At 70.6% G+C, this 19,948-nt stretch carries 13 protein-coding genes; 11 read left to right on the top strand and 2 right to left on the bottom strand.

The features are described from left to right. Positions 1 to 51 precede the first annotated feature (51 nt). From ACIBU0_RS27285 to ACIBU0_RS27270, 4 genes are all read left to right on the top strand, one after another. On the top strand, positions 52 to 333 hold the full coding sequence (locus ACIBU0_RS27285) for an acylphosphatase (protein ID WP_398823271.1): 282 nt from the start codon (positions 52 to 54) through the stop codon (positions 331 to 333). A 382-nt stretch (positions 334 to 715) separates the two neighbouring features. After that, positions 716 to 919: a hypothetical protein gene (locus ACIBU0_RS27280; RefSeq protein WP_031485142.1), complete on the top strand. Its 204-nt coding sequence runs from the start codon at positions 716 to 718 to the stop codon at positions 917 to 919. A gap of 250 nt (positions 920 to 1,169) precedes the next feature. Then, positions 1,170 to 4,769: a chromosome segregation protein SMC gene (gene smc / locus ACIBU0_RS27275; protein WP_398823267.1), complete on the top strand. Its 3,600-nt coding sequence runs from the start codon at positions 1,170 to 1,172 to the stop codon at positions 4,767 to 4,769. Between the two features lie 214 nt (positions 4,770 to 4,983). After that, positions 4,984 to 6,399, top strand: coding sequence for a sugar porter family MFS transporter (locus ACIBU0_RS27270; protein ID WP_398823264.1), 1,416 nt, complete (start codon positions 4,984 to 4,986; stop codon positions 6,397 to 6,399). A 240-nt stretch (positions 6,400 to 6,639) separates the two neighbouring features. On the opposite strand, the gene ACIBU0_RS27265 is transcribed toward ACIBU0_RS27270, so the two are convergent. Beyond that, positions 6,640 to 7,611 (bottom strand): LLM class flavin-dependent oxidoreductase, encoded by a 972-nt coding sequence (locus tag ACIBU0_RS27265; protein WP_398823261.1) that lies wholly within the window; start codon positions 7,609 to 7,611, stop codon positions 6,640 to 6,642. A 105-nt stretch (positions 7,612 to 7,716) separates the two neighbouring features. On the opposite strand from ACIBU0_RS27265, the gene ftsY reads away from it, so the two are divergent. Next, positions 7,717 to 8,928: a signal recognition particle-docking protein FtsY gene (gene ftsY, locus ACIBU0_RS27260; RefSeq protein ID WP_398823258.1), complete on the top strand. Its 1,212-nt coding sequence runs from the start codon at positions 7,717 to 7,719 to the stop codon at positions 8,926 to 8,928. 105 nt (positions 8,929 to 9,033) lie between these two features. Here ftsY and ACIBU0_RS27255 read toward each other — a convergent pair whose 3' ends face one another. Further along, positions 9,034 to 9,690: a bifunctional DNA primase/polymerase gene (locus ACIBU0_RS27255; RefSeq protein ID WP_398823254.1), complete on the bottom strand. Its 657-nt coding sequence runs from the start codon at positions 9,688 to 9,690 to the stop codon at positions 9,034 to 9,036. Positions 9,691 to 10,145: 455 nt separating this feature from the next. On the opposite strand from ACIBU0_RS27255, the gene ACIBU0_RS27250 reads away from it, so the two are divergent. From ACIBU0_RS27250 to ftsH, 6 genes are all read left to right on the top strand, one after another. Beyond that, a complete protein-coding gene (locus ACIBU0_RS27250; RefSeq protein ID WP_398823251.1) occupies positions 10,146 to 11,639 on the top strand; it encodes a hypothetical protein in 1,494 nt (497 codons plus the stop codon). 333 nt (positions 11,640 to 11,972) lie between these two features. Beyond that, complete coding sequence (locus ACIBU0_RS27245; RefSeq protein WP_398823248.1) at positions 11,973 to 13,316, top strand: ammonium transporter; 1,344 nt, start codon at positions 11,973 to 11,975, stop codon at positions 13,314 to 13,316. Next, the gene (locus ACIBU0_RS27240; protein ID WP_003997576.1) at positions 13,313 to 13,651 is read left to right on the top strand and encodes a P-II family nitrogen regulator; all 339 of its coding nucleotides are present in this window, start codon (positions 13,313 to 13,315) and stop codon (positions 13,649 to 13,651) included. The genes ACIBU0_RS27245 and ACIBU0_RS27240 overlap by 4 nt, the downstream gene beginning before the upstream one ends. Positions 13,652 to 13,674: 23 nt before the next feature. Beyond that, entirely contained in the window at positions 13,675 to 16,122 is a 2,448-nt protein-coding gene (locus ACIBU0_RS27235) for a [protein-PII] uridylyltransferase (protein WP_398823245.1), read from the top strand. A gap of 204 nt (positions 16,123 to 16,326) precedes the next feature. Beyond that, complete coding sequence (ffh, locus tag ACIBU0_RS27230; RefSeq protein WP_398823242.1) at positions 16,327 to 17,880, top strand: signal recognition particle protein; 1,554 nt, start codon at positions 16,327 to 16,329, stop codon at positions 17,878 to 17,880. Positions 17,881 to 18,009: 129 nt separating this feature from the next. Further along, entirely contained in the window at positions 18,010 to 19,947 is a 1,938-nt protein-coding gene (gene ftsH, locus ACIBU0_RS27225; RefSeq protein ID WP_398823239.1) for an ATP-dependent zinc metalloprotease FtsH, read from the top strand. Position 19,948: the final 1 nt, after the last annotated feature.

The following is a 19,948-nucleotide window of genomic DNA, read 5'->3' as shown; positions in this document are numbered from 1 at the left end:
GCGCGCGAGGAGGAAGTGCTCGAAGAGACATTGGCCCGTTAGGTTGCACTCATGAGCGAGGATGTACGGCTGGTCGCCTGGGTGCGTGGACGCGTCCAAGGTGTGGGTTTCCGCTGGTTCACGCGGGCCAAGGCGCTGGAGATCGGCAGCCTGAGTGGTTTTGCTCTCAATTTGGCCGATGGTCGGGTCCAGGTGGTCGCGGAGGGTCCCCGGGAGGGCTGTGAGGGGCTTCTGGACTGGCTCCAGGGTGACGACACGCCCGGGCGCGTGGACGGCGTCACCGAGATCTGGGACACACCTCGCGGGGGTTACGACGGCTTCGCCATCCGCTGAGCCGGTTCTGCGAAGCGGCCCCGGTGCAAGCGGAGGGACGTGCCACCGGCAACTGCCCCGAGCAGAAATGAGCAGGTGGTTGCCAAGAACCCGGTTGCAGTGGCAGGCTCCCGCCGTAAGGATGATCGCCACGCCCTGAGGGCCCGCAGGAGTCGCAGCGCCGCCGCTTTCCGGCCGCGCGCCCCCGGGTTGCCCGCGAATACGGGGCGTGATCGTGTTGACCGTCAAACTTTTTGGTGAGACGCTGAAAGCCCCGCGCACCTTAGCTGTTTGGCATGGCTGAACGGCAGCACAACTCCAGGCCTGCCAAGCAACGGCGGGTGCGAATCCCTCACGACCCACACCGCATCGGTCGGTCACTCAGTGTGGAGGACCATCCATCATGGCAAAGGCGCTTCTCGGTTACGTCGGCGGCTCCGACCCTCGACTCCTCGCCGAGATGCGACGGCTCCAGCAGCGCGTCCAGGACCTCGAATCCGAACTCGTACGGATCCAGGCGGAGAAGGACGCTCTGCAGGCTGCCGCTTCTCACGACAGGATCATGGAGAGCATCGACGCACACCAGGCGGAGCCTGCGCTCACCTGATCACTGCATCGCTCCACGACAGCACAAGCAGTGGTTGGGCTGCCCGTATCCAACCGCTAAGTTGTCAGGCGACTGGCGAGCCAGCCGTCAGAAGTTGCAAGGGACGCTTCGGCGTCCCTTCTTTCTTGCCCCCGCCTTGATGGCCCGCGCATCCTTTCACCCTCTTTAACGTCTGGTGTGCCCTGGACGTTCACTGGTGAAACCGTGGGTTCATGGAGCGAGACACCCCCGGAAGGTAGAGTCCAGCGGCGTGCACCTGAAGGCCCTGACCCTCCGCGGGTTCAAGTCGTTCGCCTCGGCGACCACGCTCCGGTTCGAGCCGGGAATCACGTGTGTCGTCGGCCCGAACGGCTCGGGCAAGTCCAATGTCGTGGACGCGCTCAGCTGGGTCATGGGCGAGCAGGGCGCCAAGTCGCTGCGCGGCGGCAAGATGGAGGACGTCATCTTCGCCGGCACCACCGGCCGCCCGCCGCTGGGCCGCGCCGAGGTGTCGCTGACCATCGACAACTCCGACGGGGCGCTGCCCATCGAGTACTCCGAGGTCACCATCACGCGGATCATGTTCCGCAACGGCGGCAGCGAGTACCAGATCAACGGCGACACCTGCCGCCTCCTCGACATCCAGGAGCTCCTGTCCGACTCCGGCATCGGCCGTGAGATGCACGTCATCGTCGGCCAGGGCCAGCTCGACTCCGTCCTGCACGCCGATCCCATGGGCCGCCGCGCCTTCATCGAGGAGGCCGCCGGCGTCCTCAAACACCGCAAGCGCAAGGAGAAGGCCCTCCGCAAGCTGGACGCTATGCAGGCCAACCTCGCGCGCGTCCAGGACCTGACGGACGAGCTGCGCAGGCAGCTGAAGCCGCTGGGCCGCCAGGCCGCGGTGGCGCGCAGGGCCGCCGTCATCCAGGCGGACCTGCGCGACGCCCGCCTGAGGCTGCTGGCCGACGATCTCGTACGACTCCGCGAGGCGCTCCAGGCCGAGATCGCCGACGAGGCCGCGCTGAAGGAACGCAAGGAAGCCGCCGAGCAGGAGCTGAAGAAGGCCCTGCAGCGCGAAGCGCTCCTTGAGGACGAGGTACGGCAGCTCACGCCGCGCCTGCAGCGGGCCCAGCAGACCTGGTACGAGCTGTCCCAGCTCGCGGAACGGGTGCGCGGCACGATCTCGCTGGCCGACGCGCGCGTCAAGAGCGCGACGTCCGCACCGCCGGAGGAGCGCCGGGGCCGCGACCCCGAGGACATGGAACGCGAGGCCGCCCGCATCCGGGAGCAGGAGGCCGAGCTGGAAGCGGCCCTTGAGGCGGCCGAACGGGCCCTGGAGGACACGGTCGCCCACCGCGCCGAACTGGAACGCGAGCTCGCCCTCGAAGAGCGCCGCCTGAAGGACGTCGCCCGTGCCATCGCCGACCGCCGCGAGGGCCTCGCCCGGCTGAACGGCCAGGTCAACGCCGCGCGCTCGCGTGCGGCTGCCGCCCAGTCCGAGATAGAGCGCCTGGCAGCCGCGCGCGACGAGGCCCAGGAGCGGGCCTTCGCCGCGCAGGAGGAGTACGAGGCCCTGAAGGCCGAGGTCGACGGCCTGGACGCAGGCGATGCGGAACTGGCCGAGCAGCACGAGACCGCCAAGCAGCAGCTCGCCGAGGCGGAGGCCGCCCTCACGGCTGCCCGCGAGGCGGCGACGGCGGCGGAACGCAGGCGCGCGGCGACGCAGGCCCGACACGAGGCGCTGGCGCTGGGCCTGCGCCGCAAGGACGGCACCGGCGCGCTGCTCGGCGCGAAGGACCGCCTCACGGGGTTGCTGGGGCCGGCGGCGGAACTGCTGACCGTGACGCCGGGCTACGAGGTTCCGCTGGCTGCCGCCTTCGGTGCGGCGGCGGACGCGATCGCGGTGACGTCAACGTCGGCGGCGGCCGATGCGATCAGGCTGCTGCGGAAGCAGGACGGGGGTCGGGCGTCGCTGCTGCTGGCGGGTGCGCTTGAAGACACCGGTACAGCAGCCCACCCAAGGGGCGCGGGGAACTGGGCGCCCAGCCCCGACGAACCCGCAGACGCCGGACGACCATACGCGGCAGACCTGGTCCGCGCTCCCGCCGACCTCATGCCGGCAGTACGACGCCTCCTCCAAGGCATCGTCGTCGTAGCCACCCTCGAAGACGCCGAAGACCTCGTCCACGCCCACCCCGGCCTCACCGCGGTCACGGCCGAAGGCGACCTCCTCGGTGCCCACTTCGCCCACGGCGGCTCCGCGGGCGCCCCGAGCCTCCTGGAGGTACAGGCCTCCGTGGACGAGGCCGCCGCCGAACTCGAAGAGCTGGCCGTCCGGTGCGAAGCGCTCACCGAGGCGCAGCACGCGGCGCAGGAACGGCGTAAGGAATGCGCCGCCCATGTCGAGGAGCTCGGAGAGCGGCGCCGGGCCGCCGACCGGGAGAAGTCGGCCGTGGCCCAGCAGCTCGGCCGGCTCGCCGGCCAGGCAAGGGGCGCGGCGGGCGAGGCGGAGCGCTCCGTCGCCGCCGCCGCACGCGCGCAGGAGGCGCTCGACAAGGCTTTCCAAGAGGTCGAGGAGCTGGCCGAACGGCTCGCCGTCGCCGAGGAGATGCCGGTCGACGACGAGCCCGACACGTCGGTACGCGACCGTCTCGCCGCCGACGGCGCCAACGCCCGCCAGACCGAGATGGAGGCCCGCCTCCAGGCCCGCACGCACGAAGAACGCGTCAAGGGGCTCGCCGGCCGCGCCGACTCCCTCGACCGCGCCGCCCGAGCGGAGCGAGACGCACGCGCGCGTGCCGAGCAGCGGCGGGCGCGGCTGCGGCACGAGGCGTCCGTCGCGGAAGCCGTCGCCTCCGGTGCCCGACAACTCCTCGCGCACGTCGAGGTCTCCCTCGCCCGCGCCGACGAGGAACGCACCGCCGCCGAGGCCGCCAAGGCCCGCCGTGAGCAGGAACTCACCGTCGCCCGGAACCGGGGCCGCGACCTCAAGGCCGAGCTCGACAAGCTCACCGACTCCGTCCACCGTGGCGAGGTCCTCGGCGCAGAGAAGCGGCTGCGGATCGAGCAACTGGAGACCAAGGCCCTGGAGGAGCTGGGCGTGGAGCCGGCCGGGCTCGTCTCGGAGTACGGCCCCCACCAGCTCGTACCGCCGTCGCCGCCTGCCGAGGGGGAGCAGCTTCCCGACGACCCCGAGCACCCCCGCAACCAGCCCAGGTCTTTCGTCCGGGCCGAGCAGGAGAAGCGGCTCAAGGCCGCCGAACGCGCTTACCAGCAGCTCGGCAAGGTCAACCCGCTCGCGCTGGAGGAGTTCGCCGCGCTGGAGGAACGCCACAAGTTCCTCAGTGAGCAGCTGGAGGACCTGAAGAAGACCCGTGCCGATCTCCTCCAGGTCGTCAAGGAGGTCGACGAGCGCGTCGAGCAGGTCTTCACCGAGGCGTACCGGGACACCGCCCGGGAGTTCGAAGGCGTCTTCAGCAGGCTGTTCCCGGGCGGTGAGGGACGGCTGATCCTGACTGATCCCGACAACATGCTCACCACGGGTGTCGATGTCGAAGCGCGCCCGCCCGGCAAGAAGGTCAAGCGGCTCAGCCTGCTGTCCGGCGGCGAGCGATCGCTGACCGCCGTGGCCATGCTGGTGTCGATCTTCAAGGCCCGGCCCAGCCCCTTCTACGTCATGGACGAGGTCGAGGCCGCCCTGGACGACACCAACCTGCAGCGGCTGATCCGCATCATGCAGGAGCTGCAGGAGGCCTCGCAGCTGATCGTGATCACCCACCAGAAGCGCACGATGGAGGTCGCCGACGCGTTGTACGGCGTCTCCATGCAGGGCGACGGCGTGTCGAAGGTCATCAGCCAGCGGCTGCGTTGACGCCGGTCAGCGGGGCGATCACTCCACTCAGTCACCATTCACTTCAAGAAGTGAACACGCTTCACCTCGTCGCGTCTCGAAAGTCATAGCTCCGGGTCTATTGACTTCGAAACTTGAAGGCATAGTCTCTGCAACGTTGCTTTTACCTTCAGGTATCACTACTTGGAGCGGCTGACCCCCACCCGGCAGCGTTGCCGGGGCCCGAGGAGAACACGTGACCAGCACAGCGCAGGCCCCCACGTCAGGAGCCAGGACGGCGCACCCCGAACATCTCGGGCACGTCGTCTTCATCACCGCGGCGGCCGCCATGGGCGGCTTCCTGTTCGGCTACGACAGCTCCGTGATCAACGGAGCGAACGGCGGCATCCAGGCCCGGTTCGACCTCAGCTCCGGTGTCACCGGAACGGTCGCCGCCAGCGCCCTGCTCGGCAGCGCCGTGGGTGCCGCGGTCGCCGGCCGCATAGCCGACCGCATCGGCCGCATCCGCGTCATGCAGATCGCGGCGGTGCTGTTCGCTCTGAGCGCCGTCGGCTCCGGCCTCCCGTTCGCCGCGTGGGACCTCGCCGCCTGGCGTGTCCTCGGCGGCATCGCCATCGGCATGGCCTCCGTCATCGGCCCGGCCTACATCGCCGAGGTCGCCCCGCCCGCGTACCGCGGCCGGCTCGCCTCGTTCCAGCAGGCCGCCATCGTCATCGGCATCGCCGTGTCGCAGCTGGTCAACTGGGCCATCCTGAACATGGCCGACGGCGAGGAGCGCGGGACGGTCGCGGGCCTGGAGGCCTGGCAGTGGATGCTCGGCGTGATGATCGTCCCCGCCGTCGTCTACGGCCTGCTGTCCTTCGCCATCCCCGAGTCCCCGCGCTACCTGATCAGCGTCGGCCGTATCGACGACGCGAAGAAGGTCCTCGGCGACGTCGAGGGCAACGTGGACCTGGACGCCCGGGTCGCCGAGATCGACCAGGCCATGCGCAGCGACCACAAGTCCACGTTCAAGGACCTGCTGGGCGGCCGGTTCGGTCTGCTGCCGATCGTGTGGATCGGTATCGGCCTGTCCGTCTTCCAGCAGCTGGTCGGCATCAACGTCATCTTCTACTACTCGAACCTGCTGTGGCAGTCGGTGGGCGTCGACCCGTCGAGCTCGTTCTTCTACTCGTTCGAGACCTCGATCATCAACATCATCGGCACCGTCATCGCGATGATCTTCGTCGACCGCATCGGCCGCAAGCCGCTCGCCCTCATCGGCTCCGTCGGCATGGGCATCTCGCTCGCGGCGGCCGCCTGGGCCTTCTCCTTCCAGAACGGCAACGACCCGCTGCCGACCGCGCAGGGCTACGTGGCGCTGATCGCCGCCAACGCCTTCGTCCTCTTCTTCGCCCTGTCCTGGGGCGTGGTCGTCTGGGTCATGCTCGGTGAGGTCTTCCCGAACAAGATCCGCGCCGCCGCACTGGGCGTGGCCGCCTCGGCCCAGTGGATCGCCAACTGGGTGATCACGATCACCTTCCCGGACCTGTCGGACTGGAACCTGTCGCTGACGTACGTCATGTACGCGGTGTTCGCCTTCCTCTCCATCCCCTTCATCCTCAAGTTCGTGCCCGAGACCAAGGGCAAGAAGCTGGAGGAGATGGGCTGACCGGCCCCCGAACTCGGGGGGAAGGGCCAAGTCCCCGCTGCCCCTCTCCCCGTAACCCCGCCGCCGCCCCGGCTCGGCCACTGCCCGAGCCGGGGCGGCGGTTTCGCGTCCGGCCGGTCACCCCGTCCCGGTGTTCCTCACACAGCAGGGCGACCTCGTGCACTCGGCGAGCGCACCGACCCCGACCCCGCAGGGTCGTACGCCACGACTCGAAGCGTCCGGACCGAATATCCCCGCTGGTCAGCCGCCCAGCGCCGGAACCACGTGCTCCGCGAACAGCCGCAGGCTCCGCCACCCCTCCTCCACCGGCATCCCGCCCGACAACGGGTGCAGTACGTAGTTCTCGTGGCCCAGCGCCACGCACTCCTCGGGCGTCACGATCCGGTACACCCCCTCGGCGCGCAGCTCCGCCACGCTCGTCGCCGCCGACTTCACCGCGGAGCGGATGCCGCCGGACTGCCAGGAGGCGTACGTCCGCGCCTCGTGCAGGAAGTGACCGCCGTACTCGGCCCAGGCCCGGTCGGGATCCTCGGCCACGTGCAGCAGCGGCGTCTCGGCGGCCGGCATCATGGTCCAGCCCTCGGTGCCGTACTCGACGAGCCGCTCCTTGTAGTACGTCTCCAGCTCCGGCAGATGCGCGCTGGGGAAGAACGGCAGGCCGAGCCGGGCGGCCCGGCGGGCGGCCGCCTTCGAGGAGCCGCCGACCAGGAGCAGGGGGTGCGGGTCGGTGTACGGGCGCGGGGTGATCCGTACCGTACGGCCCCGGTACTCGAACTCCTCGCCGGTCCAGGCCCTCAGCAGCGTCTCCAGCAACTCGTCCTGGAGCCTGCCGCGCCGCTTCCAGTCCACGTCGAACAGGGCGTACTCCTCGGGCCGGTACCCGATCCCGGCGACCGTGACCAGCCTGCCGCCGCTGAGCAGATCCAGTACGGCGATCTCCTCGGCGAGCCGCAGCGGGTCGTGCAGCGGGCCGATGATCGCCGACACGGTGACCGCGATGCGCCGCGTGGCGCCGAAGACCGCGGCCGCGAAGGCGAAGGGGGAGGGGAGCCAGTTGTTGTCGGCGCCGTGGTGCTCCTCGGTCTGCACGGTGGTGATTCCGTGCTCGTCGGCGTACGCGGCCATCTCCAGGGCCGCCCGATAGCGGGCGGCGAGCGAGGCGGGCGTCGCGTCGGGCTCGACGAGGTTGAAGCGTACGACCGTGACGGGCATGGGGGTCCCCCTTCACCGGGCGGGTGTGAAGGCGGACGTTAGCTGACGGTGTGTCAGACATCCATAGGGGTGTCGCGGGACTCCATGGCCGATACTGGACGCGTTATGGACATCGTCATCCTTGCTGTAGTCATCGCCGTGGTCGTGCTCGGCGCGCTCGGCGGGCTCATTGTCGGCACCCGCCGCAAGAAGCAGCTGCCCCCGCCGCCGCCCGCCGCCCCCGACATCACCGCCCCTCCGGCCGAGCCGCACGTCGGCGACGAGGCCGAGACGCCGCGCGACGAACCGCGCCGGACCATAGAGGAGGTGGACCTTCCCGGCGGCGGGGCCCCGACCGCCGTCGAGGAACCGCCCGTCGTCGAAGAGCTCCCGCCCGTCGAGATCGAGGTCCCGGAACCCACCGCCGGCCGCCTGATCCGGCTGCGCGCCCGGCTCTCCCGCTCGCAGAACGCCCTCGGCAAGGGGCTGCTCACGCTCCTGTCGCGCGAGCACCTCGACGAGGACACCTGGGAGGAGATCGAGGACACCCTCCTGACCGCCGACGTCGGTGTGCAGCCCACCCAGGAACTGGTCGACGGGCTGCGCGAGCGCGTGAAGGTCCTCGGCACCCGCACCCCCGAGGAGCTGCGCGGCCTGCTGCGCGAGGAGCTGCTCAAGCTGGTCGGCACCGACATGGACCGTACGGTCCGCACCGAGCCGGAGACCAGCAAGCCCGGCATCGTGATGGTCGTCGGCGTCAACGGCACCGGCAAGACCACCACCACCGGCAAGCTGGCCCGTGTCCTCGTGGCCGACGGGCGCTCCGTCGTCCTGGGCGCGGCCGACACCTTCCGCGCCGCCGCCGCCGACCAGCTGCAGACCTGGGGCGAGCGCGTCGGCGCCTACACCGTGCGCGGGCCGGAGGGCGGCGACCCCGCCTCCGTCGCCTTCGACGCGGTGAAGGAAGGCAAGGAGATGGGCTCCGACGTCGTCCTGATCGACACCGCGGGGCGCCTGCACACCAAGACCGGCCTCATGGACGAGCTCGGCAAGGTCAAGCGGGTCGTGGAGAAGCACGCGCCGCTGGACGAGGTGCTGCTCGTGCTGGACGCGACCACCGGGCAGAACGGCCTGGTCCAGGCCCGCGTCTTCGCCGAGGTCGTCGACATCACCGGCATCGTGCTCACCAAGCTGGACGGCACGGCCAAGGGCGGCATCGTCGTCGCTGTGCAGCGCGAGCTGGGCGTGCCGGTGAAGCTGGTCGGGCTGGGCGAGGGCGCCGACGACCTCGCGCCGTTCGAGCCGGAGGCGTTCGTTGACGCCCTTATCGGAGAGTGAACCACCTACCGAATTCGGTAGGTGGTGCAAGAAACGCCCGTTCCCCAAGGTGCAGTTGGGGGACGGGCGTTTCGCTGTGTACGTCTGTGACGTTCGGGACGTGTGTTACGCCCGCGACCGATGCGCCACATAGGCCAGCGTGCCCAGCAGCAACCGCGCGGCCGGTGGTCTCGTCGCCGTGTCCAGCTCCGGTGGCCGCAGCCACCGCACCGGCCCCAGCCCGCCCCGGTCGGAGGGCGGTGCCGTGATGTGTGTATTGGGGCCTAGGCCGCGCAGGTCGAGGTGGGTGGGGTCGTCCCAGCCCATGCGGTAGAGGAGCTCGGGGAGCTCGGCGGCGGCGCCGGGGGCGACGAAGAAGTGGGCGCGGCCCTCGGGGATGGCGGCGACCGGGCCGAGGGGGAGCCCCATGCGTTCGAGCCGGGTCAGCGCACGGCGACCGGCGGGCTCGGCCACCTCGATCACGTCGAACGCACGCCCGACGGGCAGCATCACCGCCGCGCCAGGGACCTCCGCCCATGCCTTGCCGACCTCGTCGAGCGTGGCCCCGGCCGGAACCTCGGGAGCGAAGTCGAGGGGGTGTGCGCCCGGAGCGTCACAGTCGGAACGGCCGCATGAACAGGCGCCCGCCGCGGCCCGCGCGCCGGGCACCACGTCCCAGCCCCACAACCCGGTGTACTCGGCGACGGCGGTGCACTCCGAGGAGCGGCCGCGTCGACGCGAGCCGGATCGGATCTCCCGGATGCCGCCGATCGTGAAGCCCATGCCCCCTCCAACGGGTCCAACGCGCCGGTGGTTACGACGCGGAAGCGGATCGTGACCCTCTGTGTTCATGGCGGCCGGTTACCCCGTCGCGCCGCTCGGTCCACGTGGCGCCCGGAAGTACGCCGGGTTGTGGACTTGGCGATGCGCGCCCCTGAGTGCTTCGCTCCGCCACTCCCGGCCGTCCTATGTCAAGTGAATCGCGTGGAGGCCACCGTTAGTTCATTCGAAGGGGTGGCGAATGGTGGCGATTCCGGGATCGCCATGGCTGGAGGCGTGATCGTAGGATTACCGTGTGTGCACGGGCCTCTGGGGCACATGCACTCGTGGGTATGCCGGGGGCAAGTCGGCTTTCCGTTCGAAGAGTGGAACCGCCGGACGGACGACCGTATGTACCGGCATTCTGATAGGGCTTGGCGCACTCGGTGAAAAGTGGTCCAAGGGATGGGGGCGTTCCAGTGAGCGGCAACAGCGGAAGCGGTACGAGTGCTGGTGGCGCATCGCACGCTGACAAGCGCCCGAACGAGCTGCTCGCCTCCTGGTTCGTGCGCAGCGGCTGGTCGAAGGGCGAGCTCGCCCGCCAAGTGAACCGCCGGGCCCGCCAGCTGGGCGCCAACCACATCTCCACCGACACCTCCCGCGTACGCCGCTGGCTGGACGGGGAGAACCCCCGCGAACCCATCCCGCGGATCCTGTCCGAGCTGTTCTCCGAGCGCTTCGGCTGCGTCGTCTCCGTCGAGGACCTCGGCCTGCGCGCCGCCCGCCAGTCACCCTCCGTGTCCGGCGTCGACCTGCCCTGGACGGGCCCGCAGACGGTGGCGCTGCTCAGCGAGTTCTCGCGCAGCGACCTGATGCTGGCGCGGCGTGGCTTCCTCGGGAGCTCGCTGGCCCTGGCCGCGGGCCCGGCCCTCATCGAACCGATGCAGCGCTGGCTCGTCCCCGCGCCGCCCGCCCCGCACCAGGAGCCCCGGCCCATCCCGTCCTCCCGCGCGCGGGGCCGCCTGTCCAAGCCCGAGCTGGACCTGCTGGAATCCACCACCGTGATGTTCCGGCAGTGGGACGCCCAGTGCGGCGGCGGCCTGCGCCGCAAGGCGGTCGTCGGCCAGCTGCACGAGGTGACCGACCTGCTCCAGGAGCCCCAGCCCGAGGCCACCACCAGGAAGCTGTTCAAGGTCGCCGCCGAGCTGGCGGAGCTGGCCGGCTGGATGTCCTACGACGTCGGGCTGCAGCCCACCGCACAGAAGTACTTCGTCCTCGCGCTGCACGCCGCCAAGGAGGCGGGTGACCGGCCCCTCGGCTCGTACGTCCTCTCCAGCATGAGCCGCCAGATGATCCACCTCGGCCGGCCCGACGACGCCCTGGAGCTGGTCCACCTCGCGCAGTACGGGAGCCGGGACTGCGCGAGCCCGCGCACCCAGTCCATGCTGTATGCGATGGAGGCCCGCGCGTACGCCAACATGGGCCAGCCCGGCAAGTGCAAGCGGGCCGTCCGGATGGCCGAGGACACCTTCGCCGAGGCCGACGAGTGGGACGAGCCGGACCCGGACTGGATCCGCTTCTTCTCCGAGGCCGAGCTGTACGGCGAGAACTCCCACTCCTACCGCGACCTGGCCTATGTCGCCGGCCGCAGCCCGACGTACGCCTCGCTGGCCGAACCCGTGATGCAGCAGGCCGTGGACCTGTTCGCGAAGGACGGCGAACACCAGCGGTCGTACGCGCTGAACCTCATCGGCATGGCCACGGTGCATCTGCTGCGGCGCGAGCCGGAGCAGAGCGCGGTCTACGCCGAGCAGGCCATGCGGGTCGCCAAGAAGGTGCGCTCCGAACGCGTCAACACTCGTATTCGAAAGACGGTCGACACGGCCGTACGCGACTTCGGGGATCTCGCCGAGGTCGTGGACCTCACCGACCGGCTCGCGGTGGAGCTGCCGGAGAGCGTCGAGGCGGTCTGAGCCCGGCGGAATCCTGCAAACCCCCAGAACCCCGGCCGCGGCCGGCCCTCCCGAACTGCCCGACTCGGCTCCCCCATGCCAGGTCATCGGAAGGCCCGCCGCGGCCGGTTTATTTCCTTCACCGAAGGTTGCGCCACGATAACGATCGAGCGGCGCAACATCTCGGAGTTCATCAACGCGTAACACGCAGGGTGCCTTCGTCACGGCGGCGAAACAACGAGGGGCTTCCACCGAAACGGCGCTGCGCCAATCTCATGGCGCATAACCGGCCCACCCCTCAATCCGCTCAGGCTTCGCCCGCACGGGGCCGTACCACATGACGAGGAGACGCCGATGGCACCAGCCATCACGCTTGCGGCAGACGCTCCGGAGCTGTCCGCCGCCAACACAGGTTTCATGCTCATCTGTTCCGCCCTGGTGATGCTCATGACCCCGGGCCTGGCCTTCTTCTACGGAGGCATGGTCCGCGTCAAGAGCACCCTGAACATGCTGATGATGAGCTTCATCAGCCTGGGAATCGTCACCATCCTGTGGGTGCTGTACGGCTTCTCCATGGCGTTCGGCACCGACTCCGGCAGCATCATCGGCTGGAACTCGGACTGGCTCGGCCTCAGCAACATCGGCCTCACGGAGCTCTGGGACGGCTACACCATCCCGATCTTCGTGTTCATGGTCTTCCAGCTGATGTTCGCGATCATCACGCCCGCCCTGATAAGCGGTGCTCTCGCGGACCGTGTGAAGTTCTCCGCGTGGGCGCTGTTCATCGCCCTGTGGGCCACGGTCGTCTACTTCCCGGTCGCGCACTGGGTCTGGGGCACCGGTGGCTGGGCCTTCGAACTGGGTGTGATCGACTTCGCCGGTGGTACGGCGGTCCACATCAACGCGGGTGCCGCGGCGCTCGGCGTGATCCTGGTCATCGGCAAGCGCGTCGGTTTCAAGAAGGACCCGATGCGCCCGCACAGCCTGCCGCTGGTCATGCTCGGCGCAGGGCTCCTGTGGTTCGGCTGGTTCGGCTTCAACGCCGGCTCGTGGCTCGGCAACGACGACGGCGTCGGCGCGCTGATGTTCGTCAACACGCAGGTCGCCACCGCCGCCGCCATGCTGGCCTGGCTCGTCTACGAGAAGATCCGCCACGGCGCGTTCACCACGCTGGGCGCCGCCTCGGGCGCGGTCGCCGGTCTGGTCGCCATCACCCCGTCCGGTGGTGCGGTCACCCCGATCGGCGCGATCGCCGTCGGTGCCATCGCCGGTCTGCTGTGCGCCATGGCCGTGGGCCTGAAGTACAAGCTCGGCTACGACGACTCGCTCGACGTCGTCGGCGTCCACCTGGTCGGCGGTGTCATCGGCTCCCTGCTCATCGGCTTCTTCGCCAGCGGTGAGGGCCAGTCCAAGGTCGAGGGCCTCTTCTACGGCGGCGGCCTGACCCAGTTCTGGAAGCAGTGCGCCGGTGTCTTCGCCGTCCTGGCCTACTCGCTGGTCGTCTCCGCGATCCTCGCCTTCATCCTCGACAAGACGATCGGGATGCGGGTCACCGAGGACGAGGAGGTCGCCGGCATCGACCAGGCCGAGCACGCCGAGACCGCATACGACTTCAGCGGCGCCGGCGGTGGTGCCGCCGCCCGGACCGCCGCTCCGGCCGCGGTCGCCGAAGCTGCGAGCAAGAAGGTGGACGCATGAAGCTCATCACCGCAGTCGTCAAGCCGCACCGGCTCGACGAGATCAAGGAAGCCCTCCAGGCCTTCGGAGTGCACGGCCTGACGGTCACCGAGGCGAGCGGCTACGGTCGTCAGCGGGGCCACACCGAGGTCTACCGCGGTGCCGAGTACACCGTCGACCTGGTCCCGAAGATCCGTATCGAGGTCCTGGCCGAGGACGACGACGCCGAGCAACTGATCGACGTCATCGTCAAGGCCGCCCGCACCGGCAAGATCGGTGACGGCAAGGTCTGGTCCCTGCCGGTCGAGACGGCCGTACGGGTCCGTACCGGCGAGCGCGGGCCCGACGCGCTCTGACAGAGAAGAACAGGAGCTGCTGGGTGTCGAGTACGGACGTGCACAACGAAGCAGAGGACTCGGGACCCAGCGGCTACGCGGCGGCCCGGCTGCGCCTCCTCACCGAGGGGGCGCGGTCCGGGCCGCCGCGCCGTGCCGCCCTCGCGGAACTGACCGACGACTGGCTGACCGGCCTGTTCGCGGCCGGTGCCGAGGGGATGCGCGGCGTCTCCCTGGTCGCCGTCGGCGGCTACGGCCGCGGCGAGCTGTCCCCGCGCAGTGATCTGGACCTGCTCCTGCTGCACGACGGCGGCGACGGCAAGGCGGTGGCCGCCCTGGCCGACCGCATCTGGTACCCCGTGTGGGACCTCGGCCTCGCCCTGGACCACTCCGTGCGCACGCCCGCCGAGGCCCGCAAGACGGCCGGCGAGGACCTCAAGGTCCAGCTCGGGCTGCTGGACGCCCGGCACATCGCGGGCGACCTCGGCCTCACGGCCGGACTGCGTACGGCGGTCCTGGCCGACTGGCGCAACCAGGCGCCCAAGCGTCTGCCCGAACTCCAGGAGCTGTCCGCCGAACGCGCCGAGCGCCAGGGCGAGCTGCAGTACCTCCTGGAACCCGATCTGAAGGAGGCGCGCGGCGGCCTGCGGGACGCCACCATCCTGCGCGCCGTCGCCGCCTCCTGGCTGGCCGACGCCCCGCGCGAGGGCCTCGCCGACGCCCGGCGCCGGCTGCTCGACGTACGGGACGCGCTGCACCTGACGACCGGGCGGGCGACCGACCGGCTGGCGTTGCAGGAGCAGGACCAGGTCGCGGCCGACCTCGGCCTGCTCGACGCCGACACGCTGCTGCGGCAGGTGTACGAGGCGGCGCGGGTCATCTCGTATGCGAGTGATGTCACGTGGCGCGAAGTAGGGCGCGTGCTGCGGTCGCGCGCTGTGCGGCCACGGCTGCGCGCCATGCTGGGGGGTGCGAAACCCACTGCGGAAAGGTCTCCTCTCGCCGAGGGCGTGGTGGAACAGGACGGCGAGGTGGTGCTCGCCCGAGCGGCGCGCCCCGAACGCGACCCCGTGCTCCCCTTGCGCGCCGCGGCCGCCGCCGCGCAGGCCGGACTCCCGCTCTCCCTGCACGCCGTACGGCGCATGGCGGCCACCGTGCGTCCCCTGCCCACGCCCTGGCCCGCCGAGGCGCGCGAGCAGCTCGTGACCCTGCTGGGCTCCGGGCGGCCGACCGTCGACGTGTGGGAGGCGCTGGAGGCCGAGGGGCTGATCACCCGCTTCCTGCCCGACTGGGAGCGCGTGCGCTGCCGTCCGCAGCGCAACGCCGTACACATCTGGACCGTGGACCGGCACCTCATCGAGACGGCCGTCCGCGCCTCGGAGTTCACCCGCCGCGTCCACCGCCCCGACCTGCTCCTCGTCGCCGCGCTGCTGCACGACATCGGCAAGGGCTGGCCCGGCGACCACTCGGTGGCCGGCGAGATCATCGTCAAGGACGTGGCCGCGCGCATCGGCTTCGACCGCGACGACGTGACGGTGCTCTCCACCCTCGTACGTCATCACCTGCTGCTCGTGGAGACGGCCACCCGGCGCGACCTGGAGGACCCGGCCACCGTGCGCTCGGTCGCCGACGCGGTCGGGTCGCAGTCCACCCTGGAGCTGCTGCACGCCCTGACCGAGGCGGACGCCCTGGCCACCGGCCCGGCGGCCTGGTCGTCCTGGCGGGGCTCGCTCGTCGCCGACCTGGTGAAACGGGTCGCGGCCGTGCTCGCCGGGGACGACCCGGACGAGCCCGAGGCCGCCGCGCCCACGGCCGAGCAGGAACGGCTCGCCATCGAGGCGGTCGCCACGGGCAGCCCCGTCCTGGCCCTGCGCGCACAGACCGAGCCGCCGACGGACGAGCAGCCCTCCGGTGCCCCCGAACCCCTCGGCGTGGAGCTCCTCATCGCCGTACCGGACCAGCCGGGCGTCTTGCCCGCGGTGGCCGGCGTCCTGGCGATGCACCGCCTGACCGTCCGCACCGCCGAACTGCGCACCCTGGACCTGCCCGACGGCGTCGACGGCTCGGTCCTGCTGCTGAACTGGCGGGTCGCGGCCGAGTACGGCTCCCTGCCGCAGGCCAGCCGGCTGCGCGCCGACCTCGTACGGGCCCTGGACGGCTCGCTGGACATCGCCGGCCGCCTCGCCGAGCGGGACGCGGCGTATCCGCGCCGCCGCGGCGTCGTGGCGCCGCCGCCGAGGGTGTCGGTCCACCCCGCCGCCTCACGCCTCGCCACAGTGATCGAGGTGCGCGCCCAGGACGCGCCGGGGCTGCTGTTCCGGATCGGCCGGGCGCTGGAGGACGCGAGCGTACGGGTGCGCAGTGCGCACGTCAGCACGCTGGGCGCCAACGCCGTCGACGCGTTCTATGTCACAGGGCCCGAGGGAGCGCCGCTGCCCGGCGAGGAGGCGGCGTCCGTGGCGCGGAAGCTGGAGGAGACGCTGCGGGGGTAGGGCCTGTCTTTCGGCTCAGGTCCGCTGCAAAGGGACGAAGGAGCCGGCGACCGACGGCGACGCGGCAGATGTGCGTGCCGGGCCCGCGACGCCGAGCCGATCCGAAAGACAGGCCCCGAACCCGGGGATCCCGGCAACCCGCGCCGCCGGGATACCCTGGAGGGCGATTGCCAGCCGCCACCGACCCCGAGGACCGCGAGCGCCGTGTTCGATACTCTTTCCGATCGCCTCTCAGCGACTTTCAAGAACCTGCGCGGCAAGGGACGGCTCTCCGAGGCGGACATCGACGCCACAGCGCGCGAGATCCGCATCGCCCTCCTCGAAGCGGACGTGGCGCTGCCGGTCGTCCGGACGTTCATCAAGAACGTCAAGGAGCGTGCCCTCGGCGCCGAGGTGTCCCGTGCGCTGAACCCGGCCCAGCAGGTCCTGAAGATCGTCAACGACGAGCTCGTCACGATCCTCGGCGGCGAGACCCGCCGCCTGCGCTTCGCCAAGCAGCCGCCCACCGTGATCATGCTGGCGGGTCTGCAGGGTGCCGGTAAGACCACCCTCGCGGGCAAGCTCGGCCACTGGCTGAAGGAGCAGGGCCACTCGCCGCTCCTGGTCGCCGCCGACCTCCAGCGCCCCAACGCCGTCAACCAGCTCAGCGTCGTCGCCGAGCGCGCCGGCGTCGCGGTCTACGCGCCCGAGCCGGGCAACGGCGTGGGCGACCCGGTCAAGGTCGCCAAGGACTCCATCGAGCACGCGCGGACCAAGGTCCACGACATCGTGATCGTGGACACCGCCGGCCGCCTCGGCATCGACCAGGAGATGATGCAGCAGGCCGCGGACATCCGCGACGCGGTCTCCCCGGACGAGATCCTGTTCGTCGTCGACGCGATGATCGGTCAGGACGCCGTCAACACCGCGGAGGCCTTCCGCGACGGCGTCGGCTTCGACGGCGTGGTGCTCTCCAAGCTCGACGGTGACGCCCGCGGTGGTGCGGCCCTGTCGATCCGGCAGATCACCGGCAAGCCGATCATGTTCGCGTCGAACGGCGAGAAGCTCGACGACTTCGACGCCTTCCACCCGGACCGGATGGCCTCCCGCATCCTCGACATGGGTGACCTGCTCACCCTGATCGAGCAGGCGGAGAAGACCTTCGACCAGGCCGAAGCCCAGAAGATGGCCGAGAAGCTGGCCTCCAAGAAGGGCCAGGACTTCACCCTCGACGACTTCCTGGCCCAGATGGAGCAGGTCAGGAAGATGGGCTCCATCTCCAAGCTGCTCGGCATGCTCCCGGGCATGGGCCAGATCAAGGACCAGATCAACAACCTCGACGAGCGCGACGTCGACCGCACCGCGGCGATCATCAAGTCGATGACGCCGGGCGAGCGCCAGGACCCGACGATCATCAACGGCTCGCGGCGCGCCCGAATCGCCCGTGGTTCCGGCGTCGAGGTCAGCGCGGTGAAGAACCTCGTCGAGCGGTTCTTCGAGGCCCGCAAGATGATGTCCCGCATGGCCCAGGGCGGCGGCATGCCCGGTATGCCGGGGATCCCGGGCATGGGCGGCGGCCCCGGCCGCGCCAAGAAGCAGCCGAAGAAGGCCAAGGGCAAGCAGCGCTCCGGCAACCCGATGAAGCGCAAGCAGCAGGAGCAGGAGGCCGCCGCACGCCGGGCCGCCGCCGCTCAGGCGGGCAACGCCCTCGGGCTGCCGGGCCAGCAGGGCGGGCAGGACTTCGAGCTGCCGGACGAGTTCAAGAAGTTCATGGGCTGACGGTTCGGTTCACCGGCGGTTCGGTTCGCCGACGGTTCGGACGGTTTCATACGTCACTGGGGGCGCTCCTCTTGATGGGGGGCGCCCCCAGCGCATGCCGTAGCCGGGTATCTGCCGTAACGTCCAGATATGAGCAATGCCGCGCCACCACGCAAGGCCCCTGACCAGCCGTGGCGCACCGAGGGCACGCCGGACGAGCCCCCCGGGCGGCCCCGTGCCCGACGGGGACGCGGTCGCTGGTGGGGCTTGGCCCTCACCGCGGTGATCGTGTTCCTGCTCGCCTATGTCGGGCTGACGTACCTCGACCGGGGCAACGAGCCGACGATCTCCTACACCGAGTTCAGCAGGCAGGTCGACGCCGGGAACGTCGAGAAGATCTACTCCAAGGGCGACGCGATCCAGGGCGAGCTCAAGAGCGCGCGGGACAACCCCGAGGGCGACGGCGACTACACCAGGTTCAAGACCCAGCGCCCGGCCTTCGCGGACGACGACCTCTGGCGGCAGCTGAGCAGCCACGACGTGACGGTGACCGCCCGGCCGGTCGTCCGGGAGCGGGGCGTCCTGTCCAACCTGCTGTTCTCCCTGATCCCGATCGCGTTCCTGGTCGCGGTCTGGATCTTCTTCGCCCGGCGGATGAGCGCGGGCCTGGGCGGCGCGGGCGGCATGCTCGGCCGGAAGGCGCCGCCCAAGCCCGTCGAGCTCCAGCCGGGCAAGGAGCGCACGACGTTCGCCGACGTGGCCGGCATCGACGAGGTCAAGGGTGAGCTGGACGACGTCGTCGACTTCCTGGAGCATCCCGACGTCTACCGCAGGATGGGCGCGAAGATGCCGCGTGGCGTGCTGCTCGCGGGGTCGCCCGGCACCGGCAAGACGCTGCTGGCGCGGGCGGTGGCGGGCGAGGCGGGCGTGCCGTTCTTCTCCGCCTCCGCCTCCGAGTTCATCGAGATGATCGTCGGAGTCGGCGCCTCCCGCGTGCGGGAGCTGTTCGCCGAGGCCCGCAAAGTGGCACCGTCGATCATCTTCATCGACGAGATCGACACCATCGGACGGGTGCGCAGCGGCGGTGCCTCGGTCAGCGGGCACGACGAGCGCGAGCAGACCCTGAACCAGATCCTCACCGAGATGGACGGCTTCTCCGGTTCGGAGGGCGTGATCGTCATCGCGGCGACCAACCGCGCCGACATCCTGGACCCGGCGCTGACCCGGCCCGGCCGCTTCGACCGGGTGGTCAACGTCGCCCCGCCGGACCGCGGCGGACGCGAGGCGATCCTGGGGATCCACACCCGCGAGATCCCGCTCGCCGACGACGTGGACCTGGCCCAGCTGGCCCGCACCACCCCGGGCATGACAGGTGCGGATCTGGCCAATCTCGCCAACGAGGCCGCCCTGCTCGCGGTCAAGCGGGGGCAGGACAGGGTGTCCCAGGCGGACCTGTCCGAGGCCCTGGAGAAGGTGCAGCTGGGCGCCGAGCGCACCCTCGTGATGCCCGAGGAGGACCGCCGGCGCACCGCCTACCACGAGAGCGGACACGCCCTCCTCGGCATGCTGCAGCCGGGCGCCGACCCCGTGCGCAAGATCACCATCGTGCCGCGCGGCCGGGCGCTCGGGGTGACGATGTCGACCCCCGAGGTGGAGCGGTACGCGCACTCGGAGGGCTACCTGCGTGGCCGCATCATCGGCGCGCTGGGCGGCATGGCCGCGGAACAGGTGGTCTACGGCGTCGTCACCACGGGCGCCGAGAACGACCTCGAACAGGTCACCAACATCGCGCGCGGAATGGTCGCCCGCTGGGGCATGAGCGAGCGCGTCGGCCGGCTGTCGGCCCTGCCGAGCGACTCCCAGCAGGCGTACGGGCTCGCGGCCGCCCCGCAGACCCTCGACGTGATCGACGCCGAGATGCGCCGGATCGTCGACGAGTGCTACGAGGAGGCGTGCCGCAAACTCACCGACCACAGGGGTCAGTTGAACGCCCTGGCCGAGGCGCTGCTGGAGAACGAGACGCTGGAGGAGGCCGACGCGTACCGGATCGCGGGGATCACTCGGCTGACGAAGGACGAGGCCCCGTAGG

It is taken from the genome of Streptomyces sp. NPDC049627 (assembly GCF_044465645.1).
Lineage (GTDB): Bacteria > Actinomycetota > Actinomycetes > Streptomycetales > Streptomycetaceae > Streptomyces.
The sequence above is the reverse complement of the archived record's forward strand: the minus strand, read 5'-3'. Positions and strand labels throughout refer to the sequence as shown.

Excerpts from the sequence above, each read along its gene's own strand:
- ACIBU0_RS27285 (WP_398823271.1), top strand. The coding sequence starts at position 52 with ATGAGCGAGGATGTACGGCTGGTCGCCTGGGTGCGTGGACGCGTCCAA.
- ACIBU0_RS27280 (WP_031485142.1), top strand. The coding sequence starts at position 716 with ATGGCAAAGGCGCTTCTCGGTTACGTCGGCGGCTCCGACCCTCGACTC.
- ACIBU0_RS27265 (WP_398823261.1), bottom strand. The coding sequence starts at position 7,611 with ATGCCCGTCACGGTCGTACGCTTCAACCTCGTCGAGCCCGACGCGACG.
- ftsY (WP_398823258.1), top strand. The coding sequence starts at position 7,717 with ATGGACATCGTCATCCTTGCTGTAGTCATCGCCGTGGTCGTGCTCGGC.
- ACIBU0_RS27255 (WP_398823254.1), bottom strand. The coding sequence starts at position 9,690 with ATGGGCTTCACGATCGGCGGCATCCGGGAGATCCGATCCGGCTCGCGT.
- ACIBU0_RS27245 (WP_398823248.1), top strand. The coding sequence starts at position 11,973 with ATGGCACCAGCCATCACGCTTGCGGCAGACGCTCCGGAGCTGTCCGCC.
- ACIBU0_RS27240 (WP_003997576.1), top strand. The coding sequence starts at position 13,313 with ATGAAGCTCATCACCGCAGTCGTCAAGCCGCACCGGCTCGACGAGATC.
- ftsH (WP_398823239.1), top strand. The coding sequence starts at position 18,010 with ATGAGCAATGCCGCGCCACCACGCAAGGCCCCTGACCAGCCGTGGCGC.